Annotated in this window: 19 protein-coding genes; 11 read left to right on the forward strand and 8 right to left on the reverse strand. The window is 66.9% G+C overall.

Translation table 11 applies throughout. From position 1 onward, the window contains the following. Positions 1-41 precede the first annotated feature (41 nt). The 3 genes from RSE14_RS13745 to tatC are packed head-to-tail and all read left to right on the forward strand — an operon-like array spanning position 42 to position 1,506. The gene (locus RSE14_RS13745) at positions 42-284 is read left to right on the forward strand and encodes a twin-arginine translocase TatA/TatE family subunit (RefSeq protein ID WP_324074576.1); all 243 of its coding nucleotides are present in this window, start codon (positions 42-44) and stop codon (positions 282-284) included. A gap of 42 nt (positions 285-326) precedes the next feature. Further along, positions 327-704, forward strand: coding sequence for a Sec-independent protein translocase protein TatB (gene tatB, locus RSE14_RS13750; RefSeq protein WP_324074577.1), 378 nt, complete (start codon positions 327-329; stop codon positions 702-704). Beyond that, positions 697-1,506, forward strand: a complete 810-nt coding sequence (tatC, locus tag RSE14_RS13755) for a twin-arginine translocase subunit TatC (protein ID WP_324074579.1) — start codon at positions 697-699, stop codon at positions 1,504-1,506. The genes tatB and tatC overlap by 8 nt, the downstream gene beginning before the upstream one ends. Before the next feature lie 143 nt (positions 1,507-1,649). On the opposite strand, the gene RSE14_RS13760 is transcribed toward tatC, so the two are convergent. Continuing rightward, the gene (locus RSE14_RS13760) at positions 1,650-3,296 is read right to left on the reverse strand and encodes an amidohydrolase (RefSeq protein WP_324074581.1); all 1,647 of its coding nucleotides are present in this window, start codon (positions 3,294-3,296) and stop codon (positions 1,650-1,652) included. A 139-nt stretch (positions 3,297-3,435) separates the two neighbouring features. Between RSE14_RS13760 and RSE14_RS13765 the strand changes: the two genes are divergently transcribed. The 4 genes from RSE14_RS13765 (at position 3,436) to RSE14_RS13780 (ending at position 12,321) form a co-directional block, all read left to right on the forward strand. Next, positions 3,436-4,698 carry a threonine ammonia-lyase gene (locus tag RSE14_RS13765; protein WP_324074583.1) on the forward strand — a complete coding sequence of 421 codons (1,263 nt, stop codon included), beginning with the start codon at positions 3,436-3,438 and terminating at the stop codon, positions 4,696-4,698. Between the two features lie 222 nt (positions 4,699-4,920). Beyond that, positions 4,921-5,766, forward strand: a complete 846-nt coding sequence (locus tag RSE14_RS13770) for an arginyltransferase (protein WP_324074585.1) — start codon at positions 4,921-4,923, stop codon at positions 5,764-5,766. Next, positions 5,735-8,071: an autotransporter assembly complex protein TamA gene (locus RSE14_RS13775; RefSeq protein ID WP_324074587.1), complete on the forward strand. Its 2,337-nt coding sequence runs from the start codon at positions 5,735-5,737 to the stop codon at positions 8,069-8,071. The genes RSE14_RS13770 and RSE14_RS13775 overlap by 32 nt, the downstream gene beginning before the upstream one ends. Further along, positions 8,071-12,321, forward strand: coding sequence for a translocation/assembly module TamB domain-containing protein (locus tag RSE14_RS13780; RefSeq protein ID WP_324074589.1), 4,251 nt, complete (start codon positions 8,071-8,073; stop codon positions 12,319-12,321). The genes RSE14_RS13775 and RSE14_RS13780 overlap by 1 nt, the downstream gene beginning before the upstream one ends. On the opposite strand, the gene RSE14_RS13785 is transcribed toward RSE14_RS13780, so the two are convergent. After that, positions 12,315-12,890, reverse strand: a complete 576-nt coding sequence (locus RSE14_RS13785) for a lysozyme (protein ID WP_324074591.1) — start codon at positions 12,888-12,890, stop codon at positions 12,315-12,317. The two genes, RSE14_RS13780 and RSE14_RS13785, sit on opposite strands and share 7 nt — an antisense overlap. A 228-nt stretch (positions 12,891-13,118) precedes the next feature. Here RSE14_RS13785 and RSE14_RS13790 point away from each other — a divergent pair, with 228 nt between their 5' ends. Together RSE14_RS13790 and RSE14_RS13795 are read left to right on the forward strand one after the other, a co-directional pair. Further along, on the forward strand, positions 13,119-13,325 hold the full coding sequence (locus tag RSE14_RS13790; RefSeq protein WP_324074593.1) for a helix-turn-helix transcriptional regulator: 207 nt from the start codon (positions 13,119-13,121) through the stop codon (positions 13,323-13,325). Continuing rightward, positions 13,322-13,978, forward strand: a complete 657-nt coding sequence (locus tag RSE14_RS13795) for a hypothetical protein (RefSeq protein ID WP_324074595.1) — start codon at positions 13,322-13,324, stop codon at positions 13,976-13,978. Before RSE14_RS13790 ends, RSE14_RS13795 begins: the two co-directional genes overlap by 4 nt. A gap of 75 nt (positions 13,979-14,053) precedes the next feature. Here RSE14_RS13795 and RSE14_RS13800 read toward each other — a convergent pair whose 3' ends face one another. Continuing rightward, positions 14,054-17,539 (reverse strand): autotransporter domain-containing protein, encoded by a 3,486-nt coding sequence (locus RSE14_RS13800; RefSeq protein WP_324074596.1) that lies wholly within the window; start codon positions 17,537-17,539, stop codon positions 14,054-14,056. 611 nt (positions 17,540-18,150) lie between these two features. Between RSE14_RS13800 and RSE14_RS13805 the strand changes: the two genes are divergently transcribed. Further along, positions 18,151-18,837 (forward strand): hypothetical protein, encoded by a 687-nt coding sequence (locus RSE14_RS13805; RefSeq protein ID WP_324074598.1) that lies wholly within the window; start codon positions 18,151-18,153, stop codon positions 18,835-18,837. Beyond that, positions 18,818-19,504 (forward strand): hypothetical protein, encoded by a 687-nt coding sequence (locus RSE14_RS13810; RefSeq protein WP_324074600.1) that lies wholly within the window; start codon positions 18,818-18,820, stop codon positions 19,502-19,504. Before RSE14_RS13805 ends, RSE14_RS13810 begins: the two co-directional genes overlap by 20 nt. A gap of 76 nt (positions 19,505-19,580) precedes the next feature. Here the strand turns inward: RSE14_RS13810 and glnA are convergent, their stop codons facing one another. From glnA to RSE14_RS13835, 5 genes are all read right to left on the reverse strand, one after another. Continuing rightward, positions 19,581-20,990 (reverse strand): type I glutamate--ammonia ligase, encoded by a 1,410-nt coding sequence (glnA, locus tag RSE14_RS13815; RefSeq protein ID WP_324074602.1) that lies wholly within the window; start codon positions 20,988-20,990, stop codon positions 19,581-19,583. 78 nt (positions 20,991-21,068) lie between these two features. Next, positions 21,069-21,407, reverse strand: coding sequence for a P-II family nitrogen regulator (locus tag RSE14_RS13820; RefSeq protein WP_324074604.1), 339 nt, complete (start codon positions 21,405-21,407; stop codon positions 21,069-21,071). Positions 21,408-21,626: 219 nt separating this feature from the next. After that, the gene (argC, locus tag RSE14_RS13825) at positions 21,627-22,550 is read right to left on the reverse strand and encodes an N-acetyl-gamma-glutamyl-phosphate reductase (protein ID WP_324074606.1); all 924 of its coding nucleotides are present in this window, start codon (positions 22,548-22,550) and stop codon (positions 21,627-21,629) included. 3 nt (positions 22,551-22,553) lie between these two features. Beyond that, positions 22,554-22,907 (reverse strand): hypothetical protein, encoded by a 354-nt coding sequence (locus tag RSE14_RS13830; RefSeq protein WP_324074608.1) that lies wholly within the window; start codon positions 22,905-22,907, stop codon positions 22,554-22,556. A gap of 100 nt (positions 22,908-23,007) precedes the next feature. Continuing rightward, on the reverse strand, positions 23,008-24,393 hold the full coding sequence (locus RSE14_RS13835; protein ID WP_324074610.1) for a leucyl aminopeptidase family protein: 1,386 nt from the start codon (positions 24,391-24,393) through the stop codon (positions 23,008-23,010). Positions 24,394-24,530 lie beyond the last annotated feature (137 nt).

Below are 24,530 nucleotides of genomic sequence, written 5' to 3' on the forward strand. Positions count from 1 at the left end.
CAAGGCCTGCTCCCCCGGTGCGCAGTTCAGGAGTTGAGACAATGGGTATTGGTTCGATTTGGCACTGGGTCATCGTGCTCGTGATCGTGCTTGTGCTGTTCGGACGCGGCCGCATCTCGGAGATGATGGGCGATTTCGGCAAGGGCATTTCGAGCTTCAAGAAGGGCCTCAACGAAACCGAGGACACCGTCACCAAGGCGGCCCGGATCGAGCCTCCGGCAGCGCCTGCCGCTCCGGCGGAAACGGCCGCTGCGGCCGACAAGACCGACACCACCGGCGCCTGATTTCTCGCCCCTCGTTAGGAGGCGGCGCGGCCGCACCTTGTCATGTTCGACATCGGCATCGGAGAACTGCTGGTCATCCTGATCGTCGCGGTCGTCGTGATCGGGCCGAAGGACCTGCCGCTCGCCATGCGCACGGCGGGCCGCTGGATCGGCAAGATGCGCCGCATGTCGGCCCATTTCCGCTCCGGCATCGACGCCATGGTGCGCGAGGCCGAGCTGGAGGACATGGAAAAGAAGTGGAAGGCGCAGAACGAGGAAATCATGCGCCGTTCTGCCGCGCTCACCGAAGCTGAAGCGGGCGCGCCGATGATGACCGGGCCGCCTCCGGTCGACACTCCGCCAGCCGAACCTGCACCTGCACCGAGCCCCGCACCGGTCGAAGCACCTGTCGAAGCGCCTAGGGGCAGCGCCGATGTTTGAGGTGAAGGATCTCGACGAGACCCGCCAGCCTTTGCTCGATCACCTGATCGAACTGCGCACCCGCGTCATCCGCGCGCTGCTGGCGCTGGGCGTGGGCTTTGCGATCTGCTTCTATTTCGCCGACGAAATCCTCGGCCTCCTGGTCCTGCCGCTCAAGCAGGCCTTCCCCGATGGCGAGGGCCAGCTGATCTTCACCAAGCTGCCCGAAGTCTTCTTCGTCGAGCTGAAGGTCGCGCTGTTTGCCGGCTTCATGGTGAGCTTTCCGGTGATCGCCAACCAGCTCTGGGCCTTTGTCGCGCCGGGGCTCTATGCGCGCGAGAAGAAGGCGTTCCTGCCATTCCTCTTCGCAACGCCCGTGCTGTTCGGCGCAGGCGCAGCGCTCGCCTATTTCGTGGTGATGCCGGTCGCCTTCAAATTCTTCCTCGGCTTTGGCGGAGAGGCGGGCGGTCTTCAGGTGCAGGCCCTGCCGAGCGCCGGCGATTATCTCGGCCTCGTGATGCAGTTCATCCTCGCCTTCGGGCTGACCTTCCTCTTGCCGGTGCTCCTGTTGTTGCTCCACCGCGCCGGGATTGTCAGCCGCGCGCAGATGGTGGCGGCGCGGCGTTATGTGATTGTCGGCATTTTCATCATCGCCGCGATCGTCACCCCGCCCGATCCCGGCTCGCAGATCGTGCTGGCGGTGCCGCTGTGGTTGCTGTTCGAAGCCTCGCTGCTGCTGATGCGCTTCCAGGAAAAGGCCGTCGCCGCCGACAAGGCCGCGCGCGAGGTTGAAGCGGCTGCCGAGGGGCAAGCGGCGGAGTAGCGTTTTGTTTTCGGCCACCTGTCGGTGGCGCAGACCGCCCGCCCCGCCTCCCCACCCGGCCACCATAGCCTGATGGTATCATTGGTGGCCGGGTGGGGAGGCGGGGCGGGCGGTCTGCGGTTCGCGTTAGCGAACCCGCATGATTAACGCACCTTCACCCCGCCGATCCACACCTCGTGGATCTTCGTGTCGCGGATTGCGTCGGGCGCGCTCATCAGAGGATCTCGGTCGACCAGCAGGAAGTCGGCGCGCTCGCCGGGGATCAGGCGACCGAAGCGCCCCTCGGCAAAGCCCGCATAGGCCGCGCCCGAGGTGTAGCCTGCCAGCGCCTGTTCGCGCGTCACGGTCTGCTGCGGGAACCAGCCGCCGAAAGGCTGTCCGCTGGCATCGGTGCGGCTGATCGCGGCAGCCATCCCGGCCCAGGGGTCGGCTGGTTCCACCGGCGCGTCCGAGCCGAAGGCCAGCCGCCCACCGACACTGACGACGCTGCGCCACGGATAGGCGCCCGCCAGCCGGTCGGGCCCGAGCCGTGCCTCGGCCATCAGGCGGTCGGAGGTCTGGTGGAGTGGCTGCATCGACGCGATCACCCCGTGCTCTCCCAGCTTGGGCAGGTCGATGGGATCGACGATCTGCGTGTGTTCGATGCGCCAGCGGCGATCGCCCTTGTAGCTTTCGGAAAGCTCCGCGATCGCGGCCAGCACCTCGGCATTGGCAGCATCGCCGATGGCGTGAACGGCGGTCTGGAAATTGTCCATGCTCGCGCGGCTCATCATGTTTCTGAGCTGGGCAGGGCTGAGCAGCGGCAGGCCGCGGGTGCCATGCTCGTCGGCATAGGGTGCCTTGAGGCTCGCCCCGCGCGATCCCAGCGCCCCGTCGAGGAACAACTTGATCCCGCCCATCCGCAACCGGTCATCATAAAGCCAGCCGGTGGGTTCCGGCCCCGCCATCAGCTCCAGCGTCTCGAAGCTGTCGGCATAGGACATGATGCGGACCTGCAACCGCCCTTCGTCGCCCGCGCGGCGATAGCTGGTCCAGTCGGCGGCCTTGGTGCCCATGTCGGCAACCGCGGTGACGCCCTTGGCCAGCAGCACCTCCTGCGCCTTGGCGAAAGCAAGATCGCGGTCTTCCGGGCGCGGGGCAGGAACCACCGCGCCCACCAGTTGAACCGCCTTGTCGACGAACACGCCGGCGGGCGCGCCCTTGGCATCGCGGATGATCCGCCCGCCAGCGGGATCGGGCGTCTTGGCGGTGATCCCCGCAGTGGTAATTGCGAGCGTGTTGCCCCAATTGGCGTGGTTGTCCGTGCGTTCGAGCCACACCGGGCGGTCGGACACCACCGCATCGAGTTCGGCGGCGGTCGGGAAACGACCGAGGCCCCACTTCTCCTGGTTCCAGCCGCGCCCGAGAATCCACGGGCGGCCCTGGTTCTCGGCAGCGAAGGCCTTGATCTTGGCCAGCGCCTCTTCGAGCGAATTGGTGTCCGACAGATCGAGCGTCAGCGCGGCAAAGCCGATGTCCATCACGTGCAAATGGCCGTCGATCATGCCGGGCAGCATCACGCGGCCCTTGGCATCGAGCCGGTAATCGACCTGCGGGCGCGCCTCGCCCCGCGCGAGCACGGCCACCACCTTGCCTTCCTCGTCGAACACGAGGCCGGTGAAGCGCTTGACCTTGCCCGCCTCGTCGATCGTCACCCCGTCGACATTGTCGACCAGTGTGTCAGCCCAGGCGGGCGCAGCAAGCGCGAGAGCGGAGACGGCGGCAAAAGCAAAGGCGGCAGAGCGGAACATGGCGATCCTTGCAGGCAGGATGATGGAGGCGCGGGCTTGCTATCGCTTTGCCGCGCACTTGCCAACGCCTGCGTGCGCATACGAAATCCGCGCGCAGGCGATTGCCCTTGCGCGCCCGAGCGCCTAATCCGCGCAGGTTATGTCGACACAGCTAGCAGCATCGAACCCCAAGGGCGCCGCCGCCACTCCGGCGGATCTCACCATCGACGACGTGCGCGCCGCCGCGCAGCGCATTGCCGGCGCGGTGGTCAACACCCCGATGATGCATTCGATTACTCTGTCGCAGATCACCGGCGCGGATATCTGGCTGAAGTTCGAGAACCTCCAGTTCACCGCCGCCTACAAGGAGCGCGGGGCGCTGAATGCGCTGTTGCAACTGACCGAGGAACAGCGCGCGCGCGGCGTGATCGCGGCCTCGGCGGGCAACCATTCGCAGGGCCTTTCCTATCACGGCACCCGGCTGGGCGTGCCGGTCACCATCGTCATGCCCAAGCCCACGCCGACGGTGAAGGTGATGCAGACCGAGAGCGTCGGCGGCAAGGTGCTGCTGGAGGGCGAGACCTTCGACGAGGCCTATGCCTATGCGCGCAAACTGGAAGTCGAGCTGGGGCTGACCTTCGTCCACCCCTTCGATGATCCCCATGTCGCCGCCGGCGCGGGCACGGTCGCGCTCGAGATGCTGGCGGTGAAGCCCGATCTTGATTGCATCGTCACCCCGATCGGCGGGGGCGGGCTGATTTCGGGCATGGCGACGGTTGCCAAGGCAGCCAATCCCGACATGCAGGTAGTGGGCGTGCAGGCCGCGCTGTTCCCCTCGATGTTCGACAAGATCAAGGGCGCGAGCCTACCCTGCGGCGGCGATACGCTGGCGGAAGGCATCGCGGTCAAGGTGCCGGGCGATTTCACTTCCAAGGTGATTGCCGAGCGGGTGGATGACATCCTGCTGGTGGACGAGCCCGCGCTCGAAAAGGCGGTGGCGCTGCTGCTGCAGATCGAAAAGACCGTGGTTGAAGGCGCGGGCGCGGCGGGGCTGGCGGCGGTGCTGAGCAATCCCTCGCGCTTTGCCGGCAAGACCATCGGGCTGGTGCTGTGCGGCGGCAATATCGATACGCGCCTGCTCGCCAATGTGCTTCTGCGCGATCTGGCGAGGCAGGGCCGCCTCGCGCGGCTGCGGATCACCTTGCAGGATCGCCCGGGCGCGCTGTTCCGGGTGATGCGCCTGTTCGACGAGCACAACGTCAACATCATCGAGATCTACCACCAACGCATCTTCACCACCCTGCCGGCCAAGGGCCTGATCACCGATATCGAATGCGAGGCCCGCGATGCCGAGCAGGTCGAGCGGCTGGTCGAGGGTCTGCGCGCCAATGGCTATTCGGTGCAGCTCGTCGAGCTCGGCTAAGCCGTCATTTTTTCGCATTTGCGCCAGCGGGGCGTGCCGTTTTGCGCCATTCCGGCAGCAATTCGCGCCCCCGCTTGTCCACAGTGACGGATATTTCGCGCAGTTTCGTGGTTAAGGGACTTTTACCGAACCACGCGTGCATGCATAAAGTTCTCAGCAACCATGCATCGCACCCCGTGATTCCGGGGCCATAGCAACCGGCAAAGAGGACTGAGCGCGCACGTGACGGCACCGATCCGCTTCCCGAGGTTCTTCGTGACCAGCCCGGCACCGTGTCCCTATCTGCCCGGGCGCAGCGAGCGGAAGGTCTTCACCGAGCTGAAGGGCGCCCACGCCGATCAGCTCAACGAGGCGCTGGGCCGCATCGGCTTCCGCCGCAGCCAGACGGTTGCCTATCGTCCCTCCTGCCTTGATTGTCAGGCCTGCGTTTCGGTGCGGGTGGTGGCGAGCCAGTTCCGCGCCTCGGGGACGCAGAAGCGCGATCTGAAGCGCAATGATGATCTGATCGTCACCGAATGCCGCCCCTGGGCGACGGATGAACAATTCGCCCTGCTCGCCAAATATCTCGGCGCACGCCACCCCGATGGCGGCATGGCGGCGATGGACGAGCTCGATTATGCCGACATGATCGAGCATACGCCGGTCAGTTCGGTCGTCACCGAATATCGCCTGCCCGGGCCGGGCGGTCGTCCCGGTCGGCTGGTGGGCGCCTGCCTCACTGATCGGCAGGGTGACGGGCTGTCGATGATCTATTCCTTCTACGATCCCGATCTCGAAGGCCGGGCGGGGATGGGCAGCTTCATCATCCTTGATCACATCCGCCGCGCGGCCGCCGAAGGCCTGCCCTATGTCTATCTCGGCTACTGGGTCGAAGGCAGCCCGCGGATGCAGTACAAGGTCCGCTATCGCCCGCTCGAGCGTCTGACGCGTGAGGGCTGGCAGCTGATGGACTCCGATGAACAGCACCGGCTGATCGCCGCGGCGACAGCGCCGCGCCAGCCGCAGGACGCGTCGCTGGCCGGCGCCCGAGGCAAGGATGGCCAGCCCGTCAAGTTCCCGGGCAGCTGACACGCGCCTTTCGATAAAGCGCGGTCTGCTGCTGACCGCCGGGCTCGCGCCGGTCGCGCTGGCAGCAGCGCCGCTCCATGCGCAGCAGGCACAGGACGAGAGCGAGACCCCGCCGCCCGCCGCGATCACCGCTCCGCCCGAACCGCCCCCGGTCCCCGCCACGCTGGACGAGCTGATCCCGGCCGAAGCGGTCGCGGATCCCGAAGGCTGGGCCACCCGCGGCGCGCCGCAGGGGCCGGAAGAGGCAAATGTTTCACGTGAAACATCCGCTGAGGCGGGGTCAAACCCGCCCCAAGTCGGGGTCATCGAGGGGTCAAGTGGCTTCCTTCCCGCCCCTCCACCCGGCCTCCAGGACGCAATCGACGCCGCTTTTGCCGATTTCGCGCTCGAATTGCCCGAGCCGCTGACCCCCGATCCCGAAGTCGAGGCCTTGGCTGCGATCGCCATGCCGGTCACCGGCGAGCTGCCCGAACTCGCCGATGTGCGGATCAGCGACACGCTGGTGCTCGGCTTCCCCGCTGCGCCCGGTGCCTTTCCAGAACAGCGCGAATTCATCGAGCGCTTCCGCCAGCTTTCGACTGTGCGCGGGCTCGATGGCGGGGCCGACAGCGCGCCGCTGGTCGCCGCGCGGGCGCGGGCGGATGAAGAGCTGCTCGGCAATATGCTGCGCACCTATGGCTATTACGCGGGCGAGGTGGTGCGCCAGCTTTCCGGCGGGCGGCGCGCGGGCGAGGATAGTGCGAGCGAGGATACGCTCGTCGATGCCGACGCCGCCATCGAGCCCTCCGTGCGCTTCGATCTGCTGCCCGGCACGCGCTACCGGTTCGGCGCGGTCGATCTGGGGGGCTTGTCGCAGATGCCCGATCCCGACGGCACGCGCCTGAGGGCCGCATTCGCGATTGCCGCGGGCGATCCGCTCTATGCGGACCGCATCCTTGAGCGCGAGCTGGAGCTGCGCGTGGCGCTGGGGGAAAGCGGCTATCCCTTCGCCAAGCTCGGCGATCCCGATCTGCTGATCGATCACGCCCGGACCGAGGGCGATCTCACCCTCGCGGTCGATCCCGGCGGGAAATATGTGTTCGGGCCGGTCACCAGCAATGATCCCAAGTTCCTCTCCGGCCGCCATCTAGCGCGCATTGCCCGCTTTGCGCCGGGCGATGTCTACCAGCAGAGCATGGAGACCGATCTGCGGCGCGCGATCATCGCCACCGGCCTTGTCACCAGCGTCTCGATCACTCCGAGTGAAACCACGCCCCCTGCCGATGGCCAGCCGGGCGAGGTCGCGCTCGATGTGGCGCTGGAGCGCGCACCCTTGCGCACCATTGCGGGGGCAATCGGTTACGGCACCGAGGACGGCTTCAAGCTGGAGGGCCGCTGGGAGCATCGCAACATTTTCCCGCCCGAAGGCGCGCTGCGGCTGCGCGGCATCCTCGGCACGCGCGAGGCGCTGGCCAGCATCGGCGTGCGCCGCAACAATTTCCGCGGGCGCGACCAGATCCTCTCCGCCGATCTCTATGCCAGCGATATCAAGACCCTCGCGGTGGATTCGCGCGGCTTCGGCCTGCGCGCGACCTTCGAGAAGGTCTCCAACATCCTGTTCCAGAAGCCGGTCAGCTGGCAGCTGGGGGGCGAGCTGGTCTATTCCGACGAACGCAACCGGCGTGCGCGGGGCAGCACCATCCCCCTGCCGCGCCAGACCTACTGGATCGGCGGCTTGTTCGGCAACATCACCCTCGATCAGAGCGACGATCTGCTCGATCCCAGCCGCGGCTATCGCGCCACCTTCTTCCTCGCGCCTGAAGTCTCGCGTTCGGAGGGGGACGACAGTTTCTATGTCCGCGCCCAGGCCGATGCGAGCATCTACAAACAGGTGAGCTCGACCGTGCTGGCCGCGCGCCTCAGAGCCGCCAGCATCCAGGGCGCCAGCCGCGTCGATGTCGCGCCTTCGCGGCGGCTTTATTCGGGCGGGGGCGGATCGGTGCGCGGCTACGGCTTCCAGGGCGTCGGCCCGCGCAATGATCGCGGCGAGCCGGTGGGCGGGAGCTCGCTGGTCGAGGCCTCGGTGGAAGCGCGGATCGAAACGCCGCTGCTGGGCGGCGCGGTCGAGGTGGTGCCCTTTATCGACGCGGGCACGGTCTCGCTCGGCTCCACCCCCGATTTCCGCTTCATCCAGGTCGGCGCAGGCGTGGGCATCCGCTACAAGACCAGCTTCGGCCCGATCCGCATCGATGTCGCCGCACCGCTCAATCCCACCCCCTTCGATAGTCCCGTCGTGGTCTATGTCAGCCTCGGGCAGGCCTTCTGATGGCAGAGGCCGGGGACACCGTGCTGGACGCGGGGGAGGACACGCCCGCCGTGCGCAACAAGCGCCGCTGGGGCAAGCGGCTGGGCTGGGCGCTGGCGCTGCTGCTGGCACCGCTGGTGCTGGTGGCGGGTTTCCTCTCCACCCCCATCGGCAAGCGCTACATCGCCGATCAGATCGCGGCCGTCGCGCCGGCATCGGGCCTGCGCTTTGCGGTCGGACGGATCGAGGGCGATATCTACAGCAAGGCGGTGCTGCGCGATGTGCGGGTGAGCGATCCCAAGGGCGTGTTCCTCACCATCCCCGAAGTCGCGCTCGAATGGCGGCCATTGAACTGGCTGTGGAGCGGGCTCGATATCCGCGAGCTGACGGCGCGGCGCGGGCGGCTGACGCGGCTGCCCGAACTGCTCCCCGGCGATCCCGATGCGCCGCTGTTGCCCGATTTCGATATCCGCGTGGATCGCTTGGCGATTGAGAACCTCGTCATCGCGGAAGGCGTGGCGACGGCCCGTGCCGAGCGGGTGAACGCCTTGGCGCAGATCGACATCCGCGAAGGCCGCGCGCTGGTGGATGCCAAGGCCGAGCTGGGCCAGCGTGACCGGATCGCGCTGCTGCTCGATGCCGAGCCGGACGGGGACCGTTTCGATCTCGAAGGCGAATACCGCGCGCCTGCGGGCGGCGTGCTGGCGGGGCTGGCGGGGTTTGCGCAAGGGTATGACGCGCGGATTGCGGGCGACGGGACATGGCAGCGCTGGCGCGGCTGGGCGGTGGCGCGGCAGCTGGAGCAGGGCAGCGGCAAGCCGGTGAGCGGCCCGGCGGTGGCGGCGTTTCAGGTCACCAATACCGCCGGAAAGATCGGCGTGCTGGGCCGGGTGCGTCCGGGTCTGGCGGGGGAGAGCCTGCTGGCCCGCGCGGTGGGCGAGAAGCTCGCGCTCGCGGCCAGTTTCACGCTGGAGGATGGCGTGCTGGAAGGCCGCGCAGCTTTGGTGAGCCGCGCGCTCGATCTGCGCGGCGCAGGCGTGGTCGATCTGGCGGAAAACCGAGTGGAAGGCGCGCGCACCAGCGCTGCCTTGCGCGATCCCGATCTGCTGGGTGCGGGCTGGCGGTTCGAGAATACGCGCATCGCCGCCGATATCGAAGGCGATTTCCGCGACCTTGCGATTGATCATCGCCTTGCGGTCGGGCGGCTGCTGGCGAACGGGGTCGAGGCCACAGGGCTGGTGCAGGAGGGCCTTGCGCAGTTCGATGGCAAGATGATCGCGGTGCCGCTGGCGGTGACGGCGGAGCGGATCACCACCGGCAATCAATATGCCGATCCGCGCCTGGTCAAAGGCAAGCTGGCGGGCGCGCTGACCTATGATTTTGCGCGCCAGAAGCTGGCGATCGATGCCGGACGGGTGAGCTTCCCCGGCCTCGAAGGCACGCTCGCGCTGCGCGGCGATATCCGCGCCGGAGCCTATGCTATCGCCGGTCCGGTGGCAGCGCGCGNCCTCAAGGTCGACGGCGCGGGCGAGGTCACTGCCAATGCCAAGATCCTCGTCAAGTTCGGCCCTTCCGTGCCGTGGAGCCTGCGCGCCAATCTGGCGGGCACGCTGGCGAAGATCGGCAATGACACCATCGCCGGTCTCGCGGGCGATCCGCTGCGCTTCAAGGGGATGCTCGGCATCGGCGCAGACCAGCCGCTGGTGCTGCGCGAGGTGGTGGGGGAGAGCGCGCGGCTGAATGCCAGGCTCGACAGCAAGATCGTGACCGGCCCCGGCGGCGCGCGCACCGTGCTCGCCGGCAGCGGCAAGCAGGCGCAATATGGCCCCTTCACCTTCGACGCCGAGATCGCCGCCGATGGCCCGCGCGGGGTGCTGGTGCTGGCCGATCCCTATCCCGCCGCGGGGCTTGAGAATGTCCGCATCGCTGTCGCGCCCTCGGAACAGGGCTTTGCGCTCGATGTCGAGGGCGGATCGCTGCTCGGGCGGTTTGACGGGCGGCTGGGGCTGACCTTGCCCGAGACCGGCCCTGCGCGGATCGGGATCGAGCGGCTCGATGTCTATCGCACCAAGGTGAGGGGTGCTGTGGTGCTGGGTGACGAAGGTATCTCGGGCGATCTCGCGCTGGCAGGCGGCGGGCTGGATGGCACGCTGTCTTTCCGCCCGCAGAGCGGCGATGCGCTGGGCTTCGCGGTCGATCTCACGGCGCGCAAGGCGAGCTTTGGCGGAGCGGTGCCGATCAGCATTGATCGCGCGCGCATTGTCGCCACGGGCCGCTATGCCAAAAACGACACCCGCATCGATGCCGATATCAGCGCCAGCGGGTTCGAATATGGTGCGCTTTACCTCGCCACGCTGGAGGCCAAGGCCGATATCGACAATGGCAGAGGCAAGGTCACCGGCGGGGTGGCGGGCAGGCGGCGCGAGCGGTTTGCGCTCAATTTCGATGCGGACGTCGCGGCCGACCAGATCGCGGCGGTCGCGCGCGGGCAGTTTGCGGGCGAGGCGATCACCATGCCGCGCCGCGCGGTGCTGAGCCGGCAGGAGGATGGCGGCTGGCAACTGGCGCAATCGCAGATCGGCTTTGCGGGCGGCTATGCGCTGATCGAGGGCGAGCTTGGCGGCGGGGAGACCGCGCTCCAGCTCAAGTTTGCGCGCATGCCGCTGCGCCTGCTCGATCTGGCGGGCGCGGAACTGGGCTTTGGCGGGCGCCTGTCGGGCGTGGTCGATTACCGCCAGACGGGCGAGGCCGCGCCGACGGCCACGGCGAAAGTAAAGATCGACCGTTTCAGCCGCGCCGGACTGGTGCTGTCGTCCAAACCCGTCGGCGTGCTGGGGGTGATCGATCTCAATGCCGAGCGCCTCACAGCTGCCGGGCGCCTGACCGAGGGCGGGGCGCGGCTCGGCGATATTGCCCTGCGCATCACCGATTTTCCGGACGAACGCGCGCTGGCTGACCGGCTGCTCAAAGGGCGGCTGCAAGGGCGGCTGATGTTCGAAGGCGCGGCCGAGACACTGTGGCGGCTGGCGGCGATCGAGGCGCTCGATCTCACCGGCCCCGTCACCATCTCCGCGCGCGCCACCGGCACGCTGGCCGAGCCTCGCATCACCGGCGCGCTGGCGAGCGATGCGCTCAAGGTATCGAGCGCGCTCTCCGGCACGCGGATCGAGAAGGTCGCCGCGCGCGGGCGTTTTGCCGGCTCGCGGCTGGAGCTGACCCGCTTTGCCGGCACCACGCCGGGCGGCGGGAGCGTGAACGGCAGCGGCACGATCGATCTCGCCGGAATCAGCGCCACGCGCGGGCCTAGCCTCGATCTGCGCGCCGCGGCGAAGAATGCGCGGATACTCGATGCGAACGGGCTGGAGGCGACCATCACCGGCCCCTTGCGGATCGTCTCCAACGGGCGCGGCGGAACCATCGCGGGCCGGGTGACCATCGACCGCGCGCGCTGGGCGCTGGGCATGGCGGCCGAGGATGTCGCCCTGCCGCAGATCGGCACACGCGAGATCAATGGCCAGGATGGCCGCACGCGCGAGCGGGTCTCGGGCCGCGATGTGGCGTGGCGCTATCTCGTCAACGCCTCGGCTCCCTCGCGGGTGCAGGTCGACGGGCTGGGGCTGGAGAGCGAATGGGGCATCGACATCGCTCTGCGCGGCACGGTCGATGATCCGCGCATCGGCGGCACGGCGCGGCTGGTGCGCGGCGACTATACCTTCGCGGGCACCCGTTTCGAACTCACCCGCGGGCGCATCCTGTTCGACGAGAACGGGCCGATCGATCCGCGGCTCGACATCCTTGCCGAAACCTCGCGCAGCGGCACCAATGTCGATATCGCGATCAGCGGCAATGCCCAGTCACCCCTGATCGGCTTCTCCTCCGATCCGGCCCTGCCGGAGGAAGAGATCGTTGCGCGCCTGCTGTTCGGCGGATCGGTCACCTCGCTCTCGGCAACCGACGCCTTGCAGCTGGCGGCAGCGCTGGCGGCCTTGCAGGGCGGAGGCGCGGGGCTCGATCCGATCGGCGATCTGCGCCGCTCGATCGGGCTCGACCAGCTGCGCATCATCAGCGCCGATCCGCTGATCGGGCGCGAGGTCGGCGTGGCGGTGGGCAAGAACATCACCCGCCGCATCTATGTCGAACTGGTGACCGACGGGCAGGGCTACAGCGCCACGCAGGTCGAATATCGCATCACCAGCTGGCTTTCCCTGCTGGGCACGGTGTCGACCATCGGCCGCGATTCGGTGCTGGTGGAAATCAGCCGGGATTATTGAGGGTCGCTAAGGTAAAGCTCTGCCTCGGCGGCGCGGCGGCGGACGAGGCCTTTCATCACCTTGCCCCCGGCGCGGTTCCAGCGCGCGAATTCGCGTGCGGCGCCCTCGCGGTGCTTCCTTGTCAGGGTGGCGCGGGCGATGGCACCGGTGTTGTAGTGGAAGGCGACGAGCGCATCGAACTGCGCCTTCGTGGTCGGCGCATCGCCCAAGGCGGCGGCAACATCGGCGGCGTAGCGGCCCAGATCGGCGGCTATCCGCGCGTCGCATTGTGCCTGCGTCCACATGGTCGCCGGGCCGATCCTGCCGCCGTTGAAATGATCCTTGCCGGTTGCGCCCCAGCCGATCGTCCAGGGCTCGCCCCCGGTGCCGGGATCGGGATAGGCTGCAACCATTCCGTCAGGCCGCAGCCGCGCACAGCCTTCGAACCGCTTGATCAGCGCAGTCCCGGCCGGGCCGACCGCCGCGGGATTGGCGGGCGCTGCGGGCGCGCTCTCGCGGCTTGCCGCAGCGGGCAGGGCGGCCAGCTTGCGCAGCAGCGAGACCAGGGGAGTGGCGGGTTGATAGGGCATGGCAGGGCCTCCTCATCGGGGTGAACAGCGGTGAGGCGCGGCAATTAGGCACAAGGCGGGCGAGTAGGAAAATGCCTTTTCGCCCGCGCGGCAGAGAGGGTGACAAGAGTTCTTGACTGACAAGAGTTCTTGACTGTAAAGAGCTCTTGTCAGGGCGCGGATTGATTCGGTTCACCGGCAAACCGCGCTCTGGAGGCAGTCCATCAACCAGCCACCGGATCAGACGACTTGGAAAACCGCGTGAAGCACTATCGGGAGGCGCAGGGCTGGAGCCAGGGCGAGCTTGCCCGCCGGCTCGGCGTGTCGCGCCAGACGATCAATGCGGTTGAGACCGACAAGTATGATCCCTCCCTGCCGCTGGCACTGCGCATGGCGCGGCTGTTCGGCGTGGGAGTGCCCGAGCTGTTCATCGATCAATGGGAACCCGAAGTATGACGAGCGAGAATCAGACCTCCCAATCCAGCCGCGTGATGCGCAAGCTGGTGATCCCGGCGCTGATCGGCGGCGTGGCCGGCGGTAGCGCGAGTTTCGCGATGATGCGTTTCATCGATAGCGACGCGGTGGGCGGGCTGAACCTGTCGGCCAGCATCGCGGCGCTGGTGGCGGTGCTCTATTGCGTGATAGCAATCGGCATGCTGCTGGGCACGGCGAGCCCGGGGCTGGGCGCGCGCTTCCTCAATGTCGAAGATGCCGACGAGCTGCGCGAACAGAAGCGGGTGTTGATGTGGTCGGGCGCGGCAATGCTGCTGTGGGGCGTCGCCCTGCTGGCGCTGGCATTGGCGGCGCCCGATGGCCCGCTGCCGCAGACCGCCGCGCTGGTGATCGGCGCTGGCGGCCTGCTGGCGGGCACCGCGCTGTCGGTGATCGTCTACCGCGCCAGTGACGAGCTGATGCTGGCGGTCAATCTCGAAGGCAGCACTATCAGCTACACCATGGCGTTGGTGGTGATCGGGATGTGGGCGATCCTCGCGCATCTCGGCTTCGTGGCCGCGCCTGCGCCGCTCGATCTGCTGACCATCTTCTATGTGCTGGCACTCGCGGCGAGCTTTATCGCGGTGGGCCGGCGCGGAATGCTGACGATCCGCTAAAGCCACCTTGTACCCGACAAAAAAGGGGCGTCCGCTTCTCGCGGACGCCCCCTTTTTTGTGCCTGTGGCCGTCGCTCAGAAGCGATAGGTTGCAGTGGCGCGGAACACGCGGGCTTCGGCGGTGTCGCGGCCGACGGTGGTGTCGATCCCGAAGCTCGCCACCAGCGGGCCATCGCCCACGGTCGCCGAAATCCCGAGTTCGCCCCAGGTGTGATCGGCCTCTTCGAGCACGAAGTTCGCATTCGGGCCGATGCCCTGCGCGAAGTTGGCGCCGACCAGCTGCGGGCCTTCCTCGAACTCCCACACCAGCTGCGCGGTGGCGTTGATCTGCACCATGCTCGATTCCTTCTCGAAATCGAAGCCGAAGCGCGCCTGGGTGCTCTTGAAGCTCTCGCGATCAAAGCGCAGCGCGGCGATGCCGCCGGTCTCGCGCGCGGCGCTCAGATCGACGCTGGCATAACGGCCCTCGACGCCCGGCGAGATCGTGCCGATGCCGGTGTCGATGTCATAGGACAGGCCCAGCGCCCCCGAGACCAGCAGATCGTCGGTCGAGGAGGTGAGGCTCTGGAAGCCCGCCAGGAAGGGCACGTTGCGCTGGGTGTCGAAGCCCATGTTCGCCATCGAGAACTGGCCGTCGACCACCGGACCATCGGTGAACTTGTGGCGCATGTAGAGCGAGACGGCATAGGTTTCGCTGTCGACCTGCTGGCCGAGCGGCGCATCGGCTTCGAGCGTGCTGAAGTAGCCCGACAGGCCGACCATGGTCTTGTCGCCCGGATAGAACTCCAGACCACCTGCGACGTAGAGGCCGTTCACTTCGCTCTTCTGGGTGAAGCCCGGCAGCGAATTGACGTTGCCGGCCACGATCCCGGCCGAGATGAACGCCGCGACGTTCTCGGGCAGGTTCACGTCCTTGAGCTCGGTCTCTTCTCCGGCGCTCTGGAGCGCCATGACTTCCAGACCGACCGGCTGGCCCTGCGGAGCAAGACCGGCCTGCACCACGCCCATCGGCGCGCCGCTCACCGCGATCTTGCCGCCGGCGCGGGCACGATCAGCCTCGCGCATGCGCTGGTCGTTGAAGTTCTGCAGCAGGTTCACGTTCTGCGCCGCGAGCGAACGCACCGCCTGCTCGCTCACCGGAGCAAGGTTGCGGAAGGTCGAGCGGATCGTGTCGGTGGTGGCAAAGTCCAGACCATAGAGGCCGGCCAGCGCCGCGTTGGGGCGGTTCTGGTCGAACAGCTGCGCATAGGCAGTCTGGATCTTGTCGTTCTGGTTGATCACCGTGTTGTAGCTCGCCGCAGTGATCTCCATCAGCACCGCGTTGGGCTGGTAGACGAAGACCTGCTTGAGGATCGGCGAGATGGTGGTGTTGATGAAGGTGCCGGTCACCCCACCGGTGGCGGTGAGGATGGTGTAGCGGCGACCCTGGCCGTTGACCTGCTGGGTCAGCCCGCCGCCGAGCGCCACGAGGCCGCCGACATTGGCCGCACCCGTCACCGCGATCCGGTCGGACGCGCCCGCGCCGGTGAAGTCGGCGAGGTAGGTCGTGCCCGAAGCCATCACGAGGTTGCCGGTGACGTTGAGCGTGCCGGTGGTGCCCATGGTGGCGGGCGAGAAGGTGCCGCCGATGCTGGTGAGGAACGGCGCGGTGATCATGCCGGTGCCTTCCATCATGCCCGCAAACAGCGTGTAGTCACCCACCGAGGTCACCGCGCCCGCCACATTCACGCGGCCGCCGAACTGGTTGATGTCGATCAGCGAGGTGAGGTTGCCCGCCGCCGCGACATTTAGGCCCGCATTGTTGCGGATCGTCAGGCGATCGATGGTGACGGTGCTGCTGAGCGTCGTGGTGCCGTTCTGGCTGAGGGTCACGTCGAAGTAGCGCGGCAGGACGTTGGCGGCCGGGTTGGTCGAACTGACCACCGGGTTGACGTTGTTGGCGATGAAGCCGGTCGCGCCGGGCAGACCATTGGCCAGCGTCGGGGCGGGCAGGGTCGCGGTGCCGTTCTGCGGAGTCTCTTCCGAAGTCTCCAGCATCGCGCTCGCCGAAGCATCGGTCGGAACCACGGCGGTGGCGGTGATCGCAGCGTCTTCAGGCGCGCCCGGAACAGTGGCGAAGCCGGGCAGCGCCATGTCTTGCACGGTCAGCTCGGTGCCGGTGCGGCCGGTGTTGGCCGGAGCAACCGCACGTGCGCCCGCGACCTGCGCCGGGGCGGTGCCTGCGTCCTGCTGCTCGCCGCCGTTCATGAAGGGCGAGAAGTCGACTTCGGTCGCGGCATTGGTCGGATTGGCCGGCGGAGCGGTGCTGGTCGTCACGCCGGTGCGGGTGTCGGTGCAGAAATCGTTCGGGTTCTCGAATTCGATGCAGACCGAGCCGAAATCGCCGCCGGTGCCGCCAAGGCCGAGTTCCGGCGTGGTCGGCAGGCCGTTCACGACCTGACCATTGGCGTTGATCACGCGGTACATCGGGTCGAGCAGCGTGACCCAGCGGTTCGGATCTTCCCAGTTGCCGTCACCGGCCACCGTGCCGACGTAGCGGTAGGGGTTGTTGGCGACGATATACTGCCAGAACAGCGAGAGCGGCTGGTAGAAGCTGGTGGTGCCGATCGAGCTGAACGGCTGGTTGCCGAAGAAGCGCGAACCGCCCGACAGCACGCCGATCACGAGGTCTTCGTTCGACAGGGTGTTGGTCGAGGAATCGAGGATCAGCGGACCGCCCGAATCGCCCCCTGCGGTGGTGCCTTCGTTCGGCAGGGCCGCATCGCGGTGGGCATTGATGTCGGTCGCGAAGTTGCGGTTCCGCGAGTCGAAATCGAGGTGGTAGAGGTTCTGCGTCAGCGTGTTCGGAGCGCCGAAGATCACGGCGTTGCGATCCGACAGCGACATGAAGCCGCCGAGCATGTTCTCGGCCGCGCGGCGGCGGAAGTCGATGCCCGAAACCGCGCCTTGGGTCGCGTTGCCGGTGCCGCCGTAGCCGACGATCTCGACCTGGTAGCCGGTGCCACGCACCGGATCGATCGAAGCCGGAGCGGGCAGGGTGCTGAACAGCATCGCCCAGGTCGGCAGGCCGACCGCCGGAGTATCAAGGCTGGCGAGCGCGATGTCGGCTTCGATGAAGCCGCTGGCAGCCGGATTCTGACGCGAGCGCGCGTCCCAGAAGATGCGGTTGATGTTGTAGACGCGCTGGGCGGTGTTGGTGCGGGTGTTGGCGAACCAGCTCTGGATGCCCGGCAGCGCATTGACGTTGAACGACACCGCGGCGCGCACGGTGGTCTGGTCATAGCCGGTTTCCGGGCGGGTGTTCACGCAGTGCGCGGCAAACAGCACGGTGCGCGGGTTGATCAGCGTTGCGGTGCAGATGCCGATACCGCCCTGGCCCACGACATTGGTGACGATCATGCCGACGCCGCGGAATTCATCCGGGTTGTCGACGATGTTGCCCGAGGTGGTGTTCTCGTTGGGCACAACGGCCAGCGCCGGGGTGGCCGTGGCAGCCATGGCGAGCGCAAGGGTGGCGGAGCCGGCCAGCAGGCTGCGGCGACAGGTATCGGTGAACGTCATTGGGCCCCCTTTTGACGAAAAAATTTACGACGGCAGCGAAAATTGGATGAGACGCTTTAACGTCCCGTTGTGCGAAGGCAATTCGAAAATTGGCAACATTCAACAGCTGCGAATTGTTCCCGTTTCCCAGCCGGTTCCACGCGCATCTCCGGGGCGCGAACTTGCAGGAAGATGCGTGGATTGGTAGTCTTGCAGGCACATAGATAACCGGGTCGCGCATTTGCTTTTGGGGAGAGCCAAATGAGCGGACATGACTGGGATCGGCGTTCGGTGCTGCATGGCGGCATGGGCGTGATGGGAGCGCTGGCGGCAGGCGGTTTTTCGGCCAGCCCGGCGCAGGCGGCCGGTGGCATGGTGCCGCTCACTTCCATGAGCCTCAAGAACTACCATCAGGTGATGGCCAAGGTGCTGGCGCGGACCGAGCGCATTGCCGTGCCGTCCTACCGGTTCGGTCTGGTGATGCGCAACGGCATGGGTGCAAGCGGCGGGTCCGGCACGACCACGGTCGATCTCACCGCCGATCTCGTCGGGGTGGATGCAGGCCTGATGCGCCAGCTGGCGCACCTTGCCTTCAGCGACTTCATCGAGCGGCTGCGCGCCACGGGCCCACCGTGCTCGGCTGGGACGAGATCAGCGCAAGCGAGGGCTTCAAGAAGCTCGATCCGACGCCCGATCCCTTCATCAAGAAGCCGTTTGCGGATTCGCGCACGGTTGCGGTGGTCAGCCCGGAATATCTGCCGCTGCTTACCGTCGGGCCTGAAGCGCCGCTGTCCGATCGCTCGCCGTTCAACCTCGGCAATGCCCGGGCGCTCAATTCCATGTCGGCCGCGCTCAAGTGTCTGGTGATGATCCCCAGTCTGGCGATGGACTTCGCCGCGCTCACCGGCAGCGGGCACCGGGTTTATGGCGGGGGCGCGAATGTCGGCATCCAGCCGGGGCTGTTCATGGTGCCGCTGTTCACCCACTTCAATTTCTACCACGCCAAGATCGCGCTGGCAGGCGAGGGCGGGCGGCTGATCCTCGAAGACCGGGTCGCGGTCGGGCAGGCAGGGGAGCTGGTGCAGACCAGAAACTTCAACAACAATGCCCAGATCGAGGAATGGAACGCCTATATCCGCTCCAACGCCTGGTGGACCGAGCCGAACATGGCCGCCCCCAGCCGCCCGACGCTGGGCTATAATTATTCGAACTACCAATACCGCGTCGATCCGGCGCTGCTGCAGAATGCTGTGCTCGACGCCGCGCGCGCCACGCACGGGCTTTACATGGGGGTGATCAATGCCAATCGTCCGGCCTAGCCTTGGGGTTGCCCCGCTCGCTGCAGCGCTGATCGCGCTCGCCGTGCCCGCAGGGGCGCAGAACGCCAATCCGCTTGCCGGTGCCACCCGCGCACCGCAGGCAGCCGCCACGACCGATAGCTTCGGCGGGCTCATCATCCCCGCACCCGAGCGCGGCCAGCTGCGGCCCGATCCCGACAACGCTGCGACCGGCGGCGTGGTGTTCGCTGACGAGCTCGGCTGGTATCGCTTCATGATGCCCGATGGCGGCACCACCGCGCTTGAAGGGGAGATGCGACAGTTCTCCTTCCCCGCCGGGACGATCCCGACCACCTGCTTTGCGATCAAGGTGAAGGAGGCCAGCCTCGCCAAGTTCCCGATCACGCAGATCCAGGCCGAGCTCGATACGCTCTATCCCAAGTTCGACAGCGCCATCACCGGTGCGGGCTTCGCGATCGAGCACCGCGAGAGCCTCGTGCTCGATTCGGCCGGACAGCGTAGCGCCGTCCCGCTCAAGCTGCTGGCGTGGGATTCGCGCTCGGACAACGGCATCCGCGCGACCTGGACGCTGATGCCCTCGCAGATCGGCTATCTGCTGTTCGCCTGCATGGGGGCCGATCCCGGCCACCAGCGCGAGGTGATCCAGCGCTACCTCAGGATCGGCTCGGTGATGACCTCGGGCAAATAGGGTCGGGGGCAAACGAAAGGCCCGGAAGGACGAACCTTCCGGGCCTTTCTTGTGACTGGATGAAATCCGGGCCGGATTACATCGAGTAGTACATGTCGAATTCGACCGGGCACGGGGTGGTTTCGGTGCGGATCACCTCTTCCCACTTCAGTTCCATGTAGGCTTCGATCTGGTCCTTGGTGAACACGTCGCCCTTGAGCAGGAAGTCGTGGTCAGCAGCCAGCGAGTCCAGCGCCTCGCGGAGCGAACCGCACACGGTCGGCACTTCGGCGAGTTCGGCCGGCGGCAGATCGTAGAGGTTCTTGTCCATCGCCTCGCCCGGGTGAATCTTGTTCTCGATCCCGTCGAGACCCGCCATCAGCAGCGCCGAATAGGCGAGGTAGGGGTTGGCGAGTGCATCGGGGAAGCGGAACTCGACGCGCTTGGCCTTTTCGCCCGCACCATAGGGGATGCGGCACGAGGCCGAACGGTTGCGGGCCGAATAGGCCAGCAGCACCGGTGCTTCAAAGCCCGGCACCAGACGCTTGTAGCTGTTGGTGGTCGGGTTGGTGAAGGCGTTCAGGGCCTTGGCGTGCTTGATGACGCCGCCGATGTAGTAGAGGCACATTTCCGACAGGCCGGCATATTCATTGCCCGCGAACAGCGGCTTGCCTTCCTTCCAGATCGACATGTGGGTGTGCATGCCCGAGCCGTTATCAGCCTTGATCGGCTTGGGCATGAAGGTCGCGGTCTTGCCATAGGCATGGGCGACCTGGTGCACGACATACTTGTAGATCTGCATGCGGTCGGCGGTCTGCACGAGGGTGCCGAAGGTCAGGCCCAGCTCGTGCTGGGCGGCGGCGACTTCGTGGTGGTGCTTGTCGCAGGGCAGGCCCATTTCGAGCATGGTGGTGACCATCTCGCCGCGGATGTCGACCGCGCTGTCGACCGGCGCGACGGGGAAGTAGCCGCCCTTGGCACGCGGGCGGTGGCCCATGTTGCCCGCGTCATATTCCTTGGCGGTGTTGGTCGGCAGTTCGATGTCGTCGATCGAGAAGCCCGAGCCGGCATAGCCGTCCTCGAAGCGCACGTCGTCGAACATGAAGAACTCGGCTTCCGGGCCGACATAGACGGTGTCGCCCAGGCCGGTCGACTTGAGGTAGGCTTCGGCGCGCTTGGCGGTGGTGCGCGGGTCGCGGCTGTACCAGTCGCCGGTCGACGGCTCGACGATGTCGCAGTTGATGATCAGCATCGGGGTGGCGCTGAACGGATCGATCCAGGTCTCGGTGAGATCGGGCTTGAGGATCATGTCGCTCTCGTTGATCGCCTTCCAGCCGGCGATCGACGAACCGTCGAACATCAACCCGTCTTCGAGCTCGTCTTCGCCCATGACGCCTGCGACCATGGTGAGGTGCTGCCACTTGCCCTTGGGGTCAGTGAAGCGCAGGTCCACCCACTCGATTTCCTCGTCCTTGATCAGCTTCAGGACGTCTTTTGCTTTCGACATTTGTTTGGTGCCTCCGAATTGTGGTTGCGTGTGTGGTGGACCTGCCCGCCACCGTGGCGGGCCGGAGAGGGTGGAAAATCAGATGGCGTCTTCGTCGGTCTCGCCGGTGCGGATGCGCAGCGCGCTTTCGATTGCGCTGACGAAGATCTTGCCGTCGCCGATGCGCCCGGTCTGCGCGGCAGCGGCAATCGCCTCGACCACGCGCGCGGCCTGATCGTCGGCGACGACCACTTCGAGCTTCACCTTGGGCAGGAAGTCGACGACATATTCGGCGCCGCGATAGAGCTCGGTATGGCCCTTCTGGCGGCCGAAACCCTTGGCTTCGGTGACGGTGATGCCCGACACGCCGATTTCGTGGAGGGCTTCCTTCACCTCGTCGAGCTTGAAGGGCTTGATGATCGCTTCGATCTTTTTCACGTCGTTCCTATCCGCGGCTGACCGGATTCCTGACCAAATCCTTACAAGAATCGTGCCAAGGCCATCCGGCGGTGTCCTGAACAATCCTTGCTGTCAGGGGATTCCCGACAGGGGATGTCTTTCGCCGTGCCAGCGCCGGTAGCAAGATTATGGTGCACCGCGCAATGGTGCACAGTGCATGGACGGACCTTGCCTAAATTTTAAGCAACTGCGCCGCGACTATAGGCGAAGGCCCGTAGTCTCGCTGAGGCCGCACATGATGTTGAGGTTCTGGATCGCAGCCCCCGAAGCGCCCTTGCCGAGGTTGTCGAGCACCGCGAGCAGACGGGCTTGCGCGCCATCGGCCGATCCGGTGATGAACAGTTCCATCCCGTCGCTGGCGGGCGCGCCCTGACGCAGCAGCAATTCGTCCGGCACGCTCTCGGCGCAGGTGACGACGCTGCTGCCTGCATAGAACGCGGCGAGACATTCGCGCATGGCGGCAAGGCTCACCGTCGCCCCCATCGCGGCGAGCGGCAGCGGTACATCGACCACCATGCCGCGATGCGCCGGCACCACCGCGGGCGAGAACACCGGCGCATGGGCAAGGCCCGCATAGGCCTGCATTTCGGGCAGATGCTTGTGACCAAGGCCGAGGCCATAGGCGCGAAAGGCGATGTCGGGCTCGCGCGCAAAGCGGTCGATCAGGGCGTTGCCCCCGCCCGAATAGCCGCTCACCGCATTGACGGTGTAGGGCCAATCGGCAGGCAGCAGGCCCGCGCGCACCAGCGGGGCGACAAGGCCGAGGAAGCCCGTGGGGTAGCACCCCGGATTGCTCACGAAACGGGCATTGGCGATGGTCTCGCGGCCCACCAGCTCGGGGAAGCCATAGGCCCAGCCGCCTGCCACGCGGTGGGCGGAGGAGGCGTCGATGAAGCGGGTGGCGGAGCCTTCCGCGAGCGCCACGGCCTCTTTCGCGGCGTCATCGGGCAGGCACAGGATCGCGATGTCGGCTGCATGGAGCGCGTCGCGGCGCGCGGCCTCGCTCTTGCGCTGGGCATCATCGAGGATGATGAGATCAAACTCGCTGCGGCCTTCCAGCCGTTCGCGGATTTCCAGACCCGTGGTGCCCGCAGCCCCGTCGATGAACAGGCGGGTCGGCATGGATCAGGCCTCGGGTGCGGCGAGTTCGCTCGCCTTGCACCAGCCGCTCGGCCCCTGCGGCCCGGGGCAGCCCCACACCCATTCGCCTGCCACATCGAGCAGTTCGAACCGGCTTCCGGCGGCAAGGGTGACAAATACTTCGGCATCGCCGCGGGGGTTGAGCCTGAGGCCAGCGCCCGCATCGCCCACCGCGTGGACATGGGGGATCACATAATGGGCCGCGAGATGGCTACCGGCGAGCGCAATATGCGCCAGATCGCCGCGCAGGGGCAGAGTGCCGGGCGCAGGCTTTTCCACCGGGCCCTTGAGACCCAGCACGCCCTCGGGCACCTGATACATCACTTGGTCGGGCGCCATGCCGCTCATCTGCGTTCCGTCAGCTTTCTCGTCTGCGCCCGCGCTCTCCCCTGCGCCAGCGTGGCAGGCCCGTTAGCGCCAAGCGGCGCGCGGGGCAAGGTCAGGCGCCATATCGGGCGCGGATCGCGTGCCATGACGCGCGCAGGCCCAGCCCCCGGCCGCCGCGGGCACGGCCCGGACGGGGCGAGGGGTTCCACGCGAAGGTATCGAAATGCACCCAGTCGATCCCCTCGCCCACGAAGCGATCGAGGAACAGTCCCGCAACACTCGCGCCGGCAAAGGGATTGGCCGAGGCATTGGCCATGTCAGCGACGTCCGAGGCGAGATATTCGCGGTACCCTTCGGGCAGGGGCAGGCGCCAAGCGGGATCATCCTGCGCGCGGCCGGCGGCGAGGAAGGCCTCGGCGGTCGCATCGGAGCGCGCCATCAGCGCCGGCAGATCCGGCCCCAGCGCCACCCGCGCAGCGCCCGTAAGCGTGGCGAAATCGACGATCAGATCGGGGTTCTCCTCCGAAGCGCGGGTCAGCGCATCGCCGAGGATCAGCCGCCCTTCGGCATCGGTGTTGTGGATCTCGATCGTCAGCCCCTTGCGGCTGGCGAGCACATCGCCCGGCCGGAAAGCCCCGCCCGAAATCGCGTTCTCCACCGCGGGCACCAGCACATGGAGCCGCACCTTCAGCCGCGCCCCCATGATGAGGCCCGCAAGCGCAATCGCATGGGCTGCGCCGCCCATGTCCTTCTTCATCAGCCGCATGCCGGAGGAAGGCTTGATATCGAGCCCGCCGCTATCGAAGCACACCCCCTTGCCGACCACCGCCAGCACCGGGTGCGACGGATCGCCCCAGGCGAGGTGCATCAGCCGCGGGGCATGGTGCCGCGCCGCCGCGCGCCCGACCGCATGGACCATCGGATAGCCCTGTTCCAGCGCATCCCCGCGCACCACGGTGAGATCGGCCTTGTGCGCCTTGGCGAGCTTCTCGAACTCGGCTTCGAGCGCGGCGGGCCCCAAGTCCTCGGCGGGCATGTTGACGAGATCGCGAAGCGCACATTCGGCCTGCGCCTCGGCGGTGAGCGCGTCGATCTGGCCGACCTGCGCGGTCAGCAGCACGCGGGGGCCTTGGGCTTTGTCCTCGCTCTTGTAGCGGGTGAAGCGGTATTGTCCGGTGATCCAGCCGAACATCGCGGGGCCGGCTTCCCCTTTGGCGAGGCGATAGGTGCCCTCGGGCAGGTCCTCGGCGAGCTTGGCCAGACACCAGCTCGTCAGGCTTTCCGGGTTCGCCACGCCGCCGACAGCGAACCAGCTGTCACCATCGGGCACGATGCCGGTCTGGAAGGTGCCGCCCTCGAATTTCTGCGCGGCAAGCGCGGCGCGTTGGCCTGCCGAGAGGCCCTTGGCGAAGGCCTCGAAGCCGTCCTTGTTGACGAGGTGGATGGCAATCGCGTCGGTTCCGCGATCGGGCTGGATCAGTGCTTTGGCTTCGCTCATGCCTGTTCCATAATCACGGGCACGGGGTTGTCGCCAGCAGATTCGGACGCAAGGGAAAAGGGAAATGGGTGTTCTGGAAATGTTTCACGTGAAACATTCGCCGCGCAATGCCAACCGGCCATCAAAGCGGGGCTACG

Origin of the sequence: Erythrobacter sp. (assembly GCF_035194505.1) — a bacterium.
In the GTDB taxonomy this organism is placed as follows: domain Bacteria; phylum Pseudomonadota; class Alphaproteobacteria; order Sphingomonadales; family Sphingomonadaceae; genus Erythrobacter.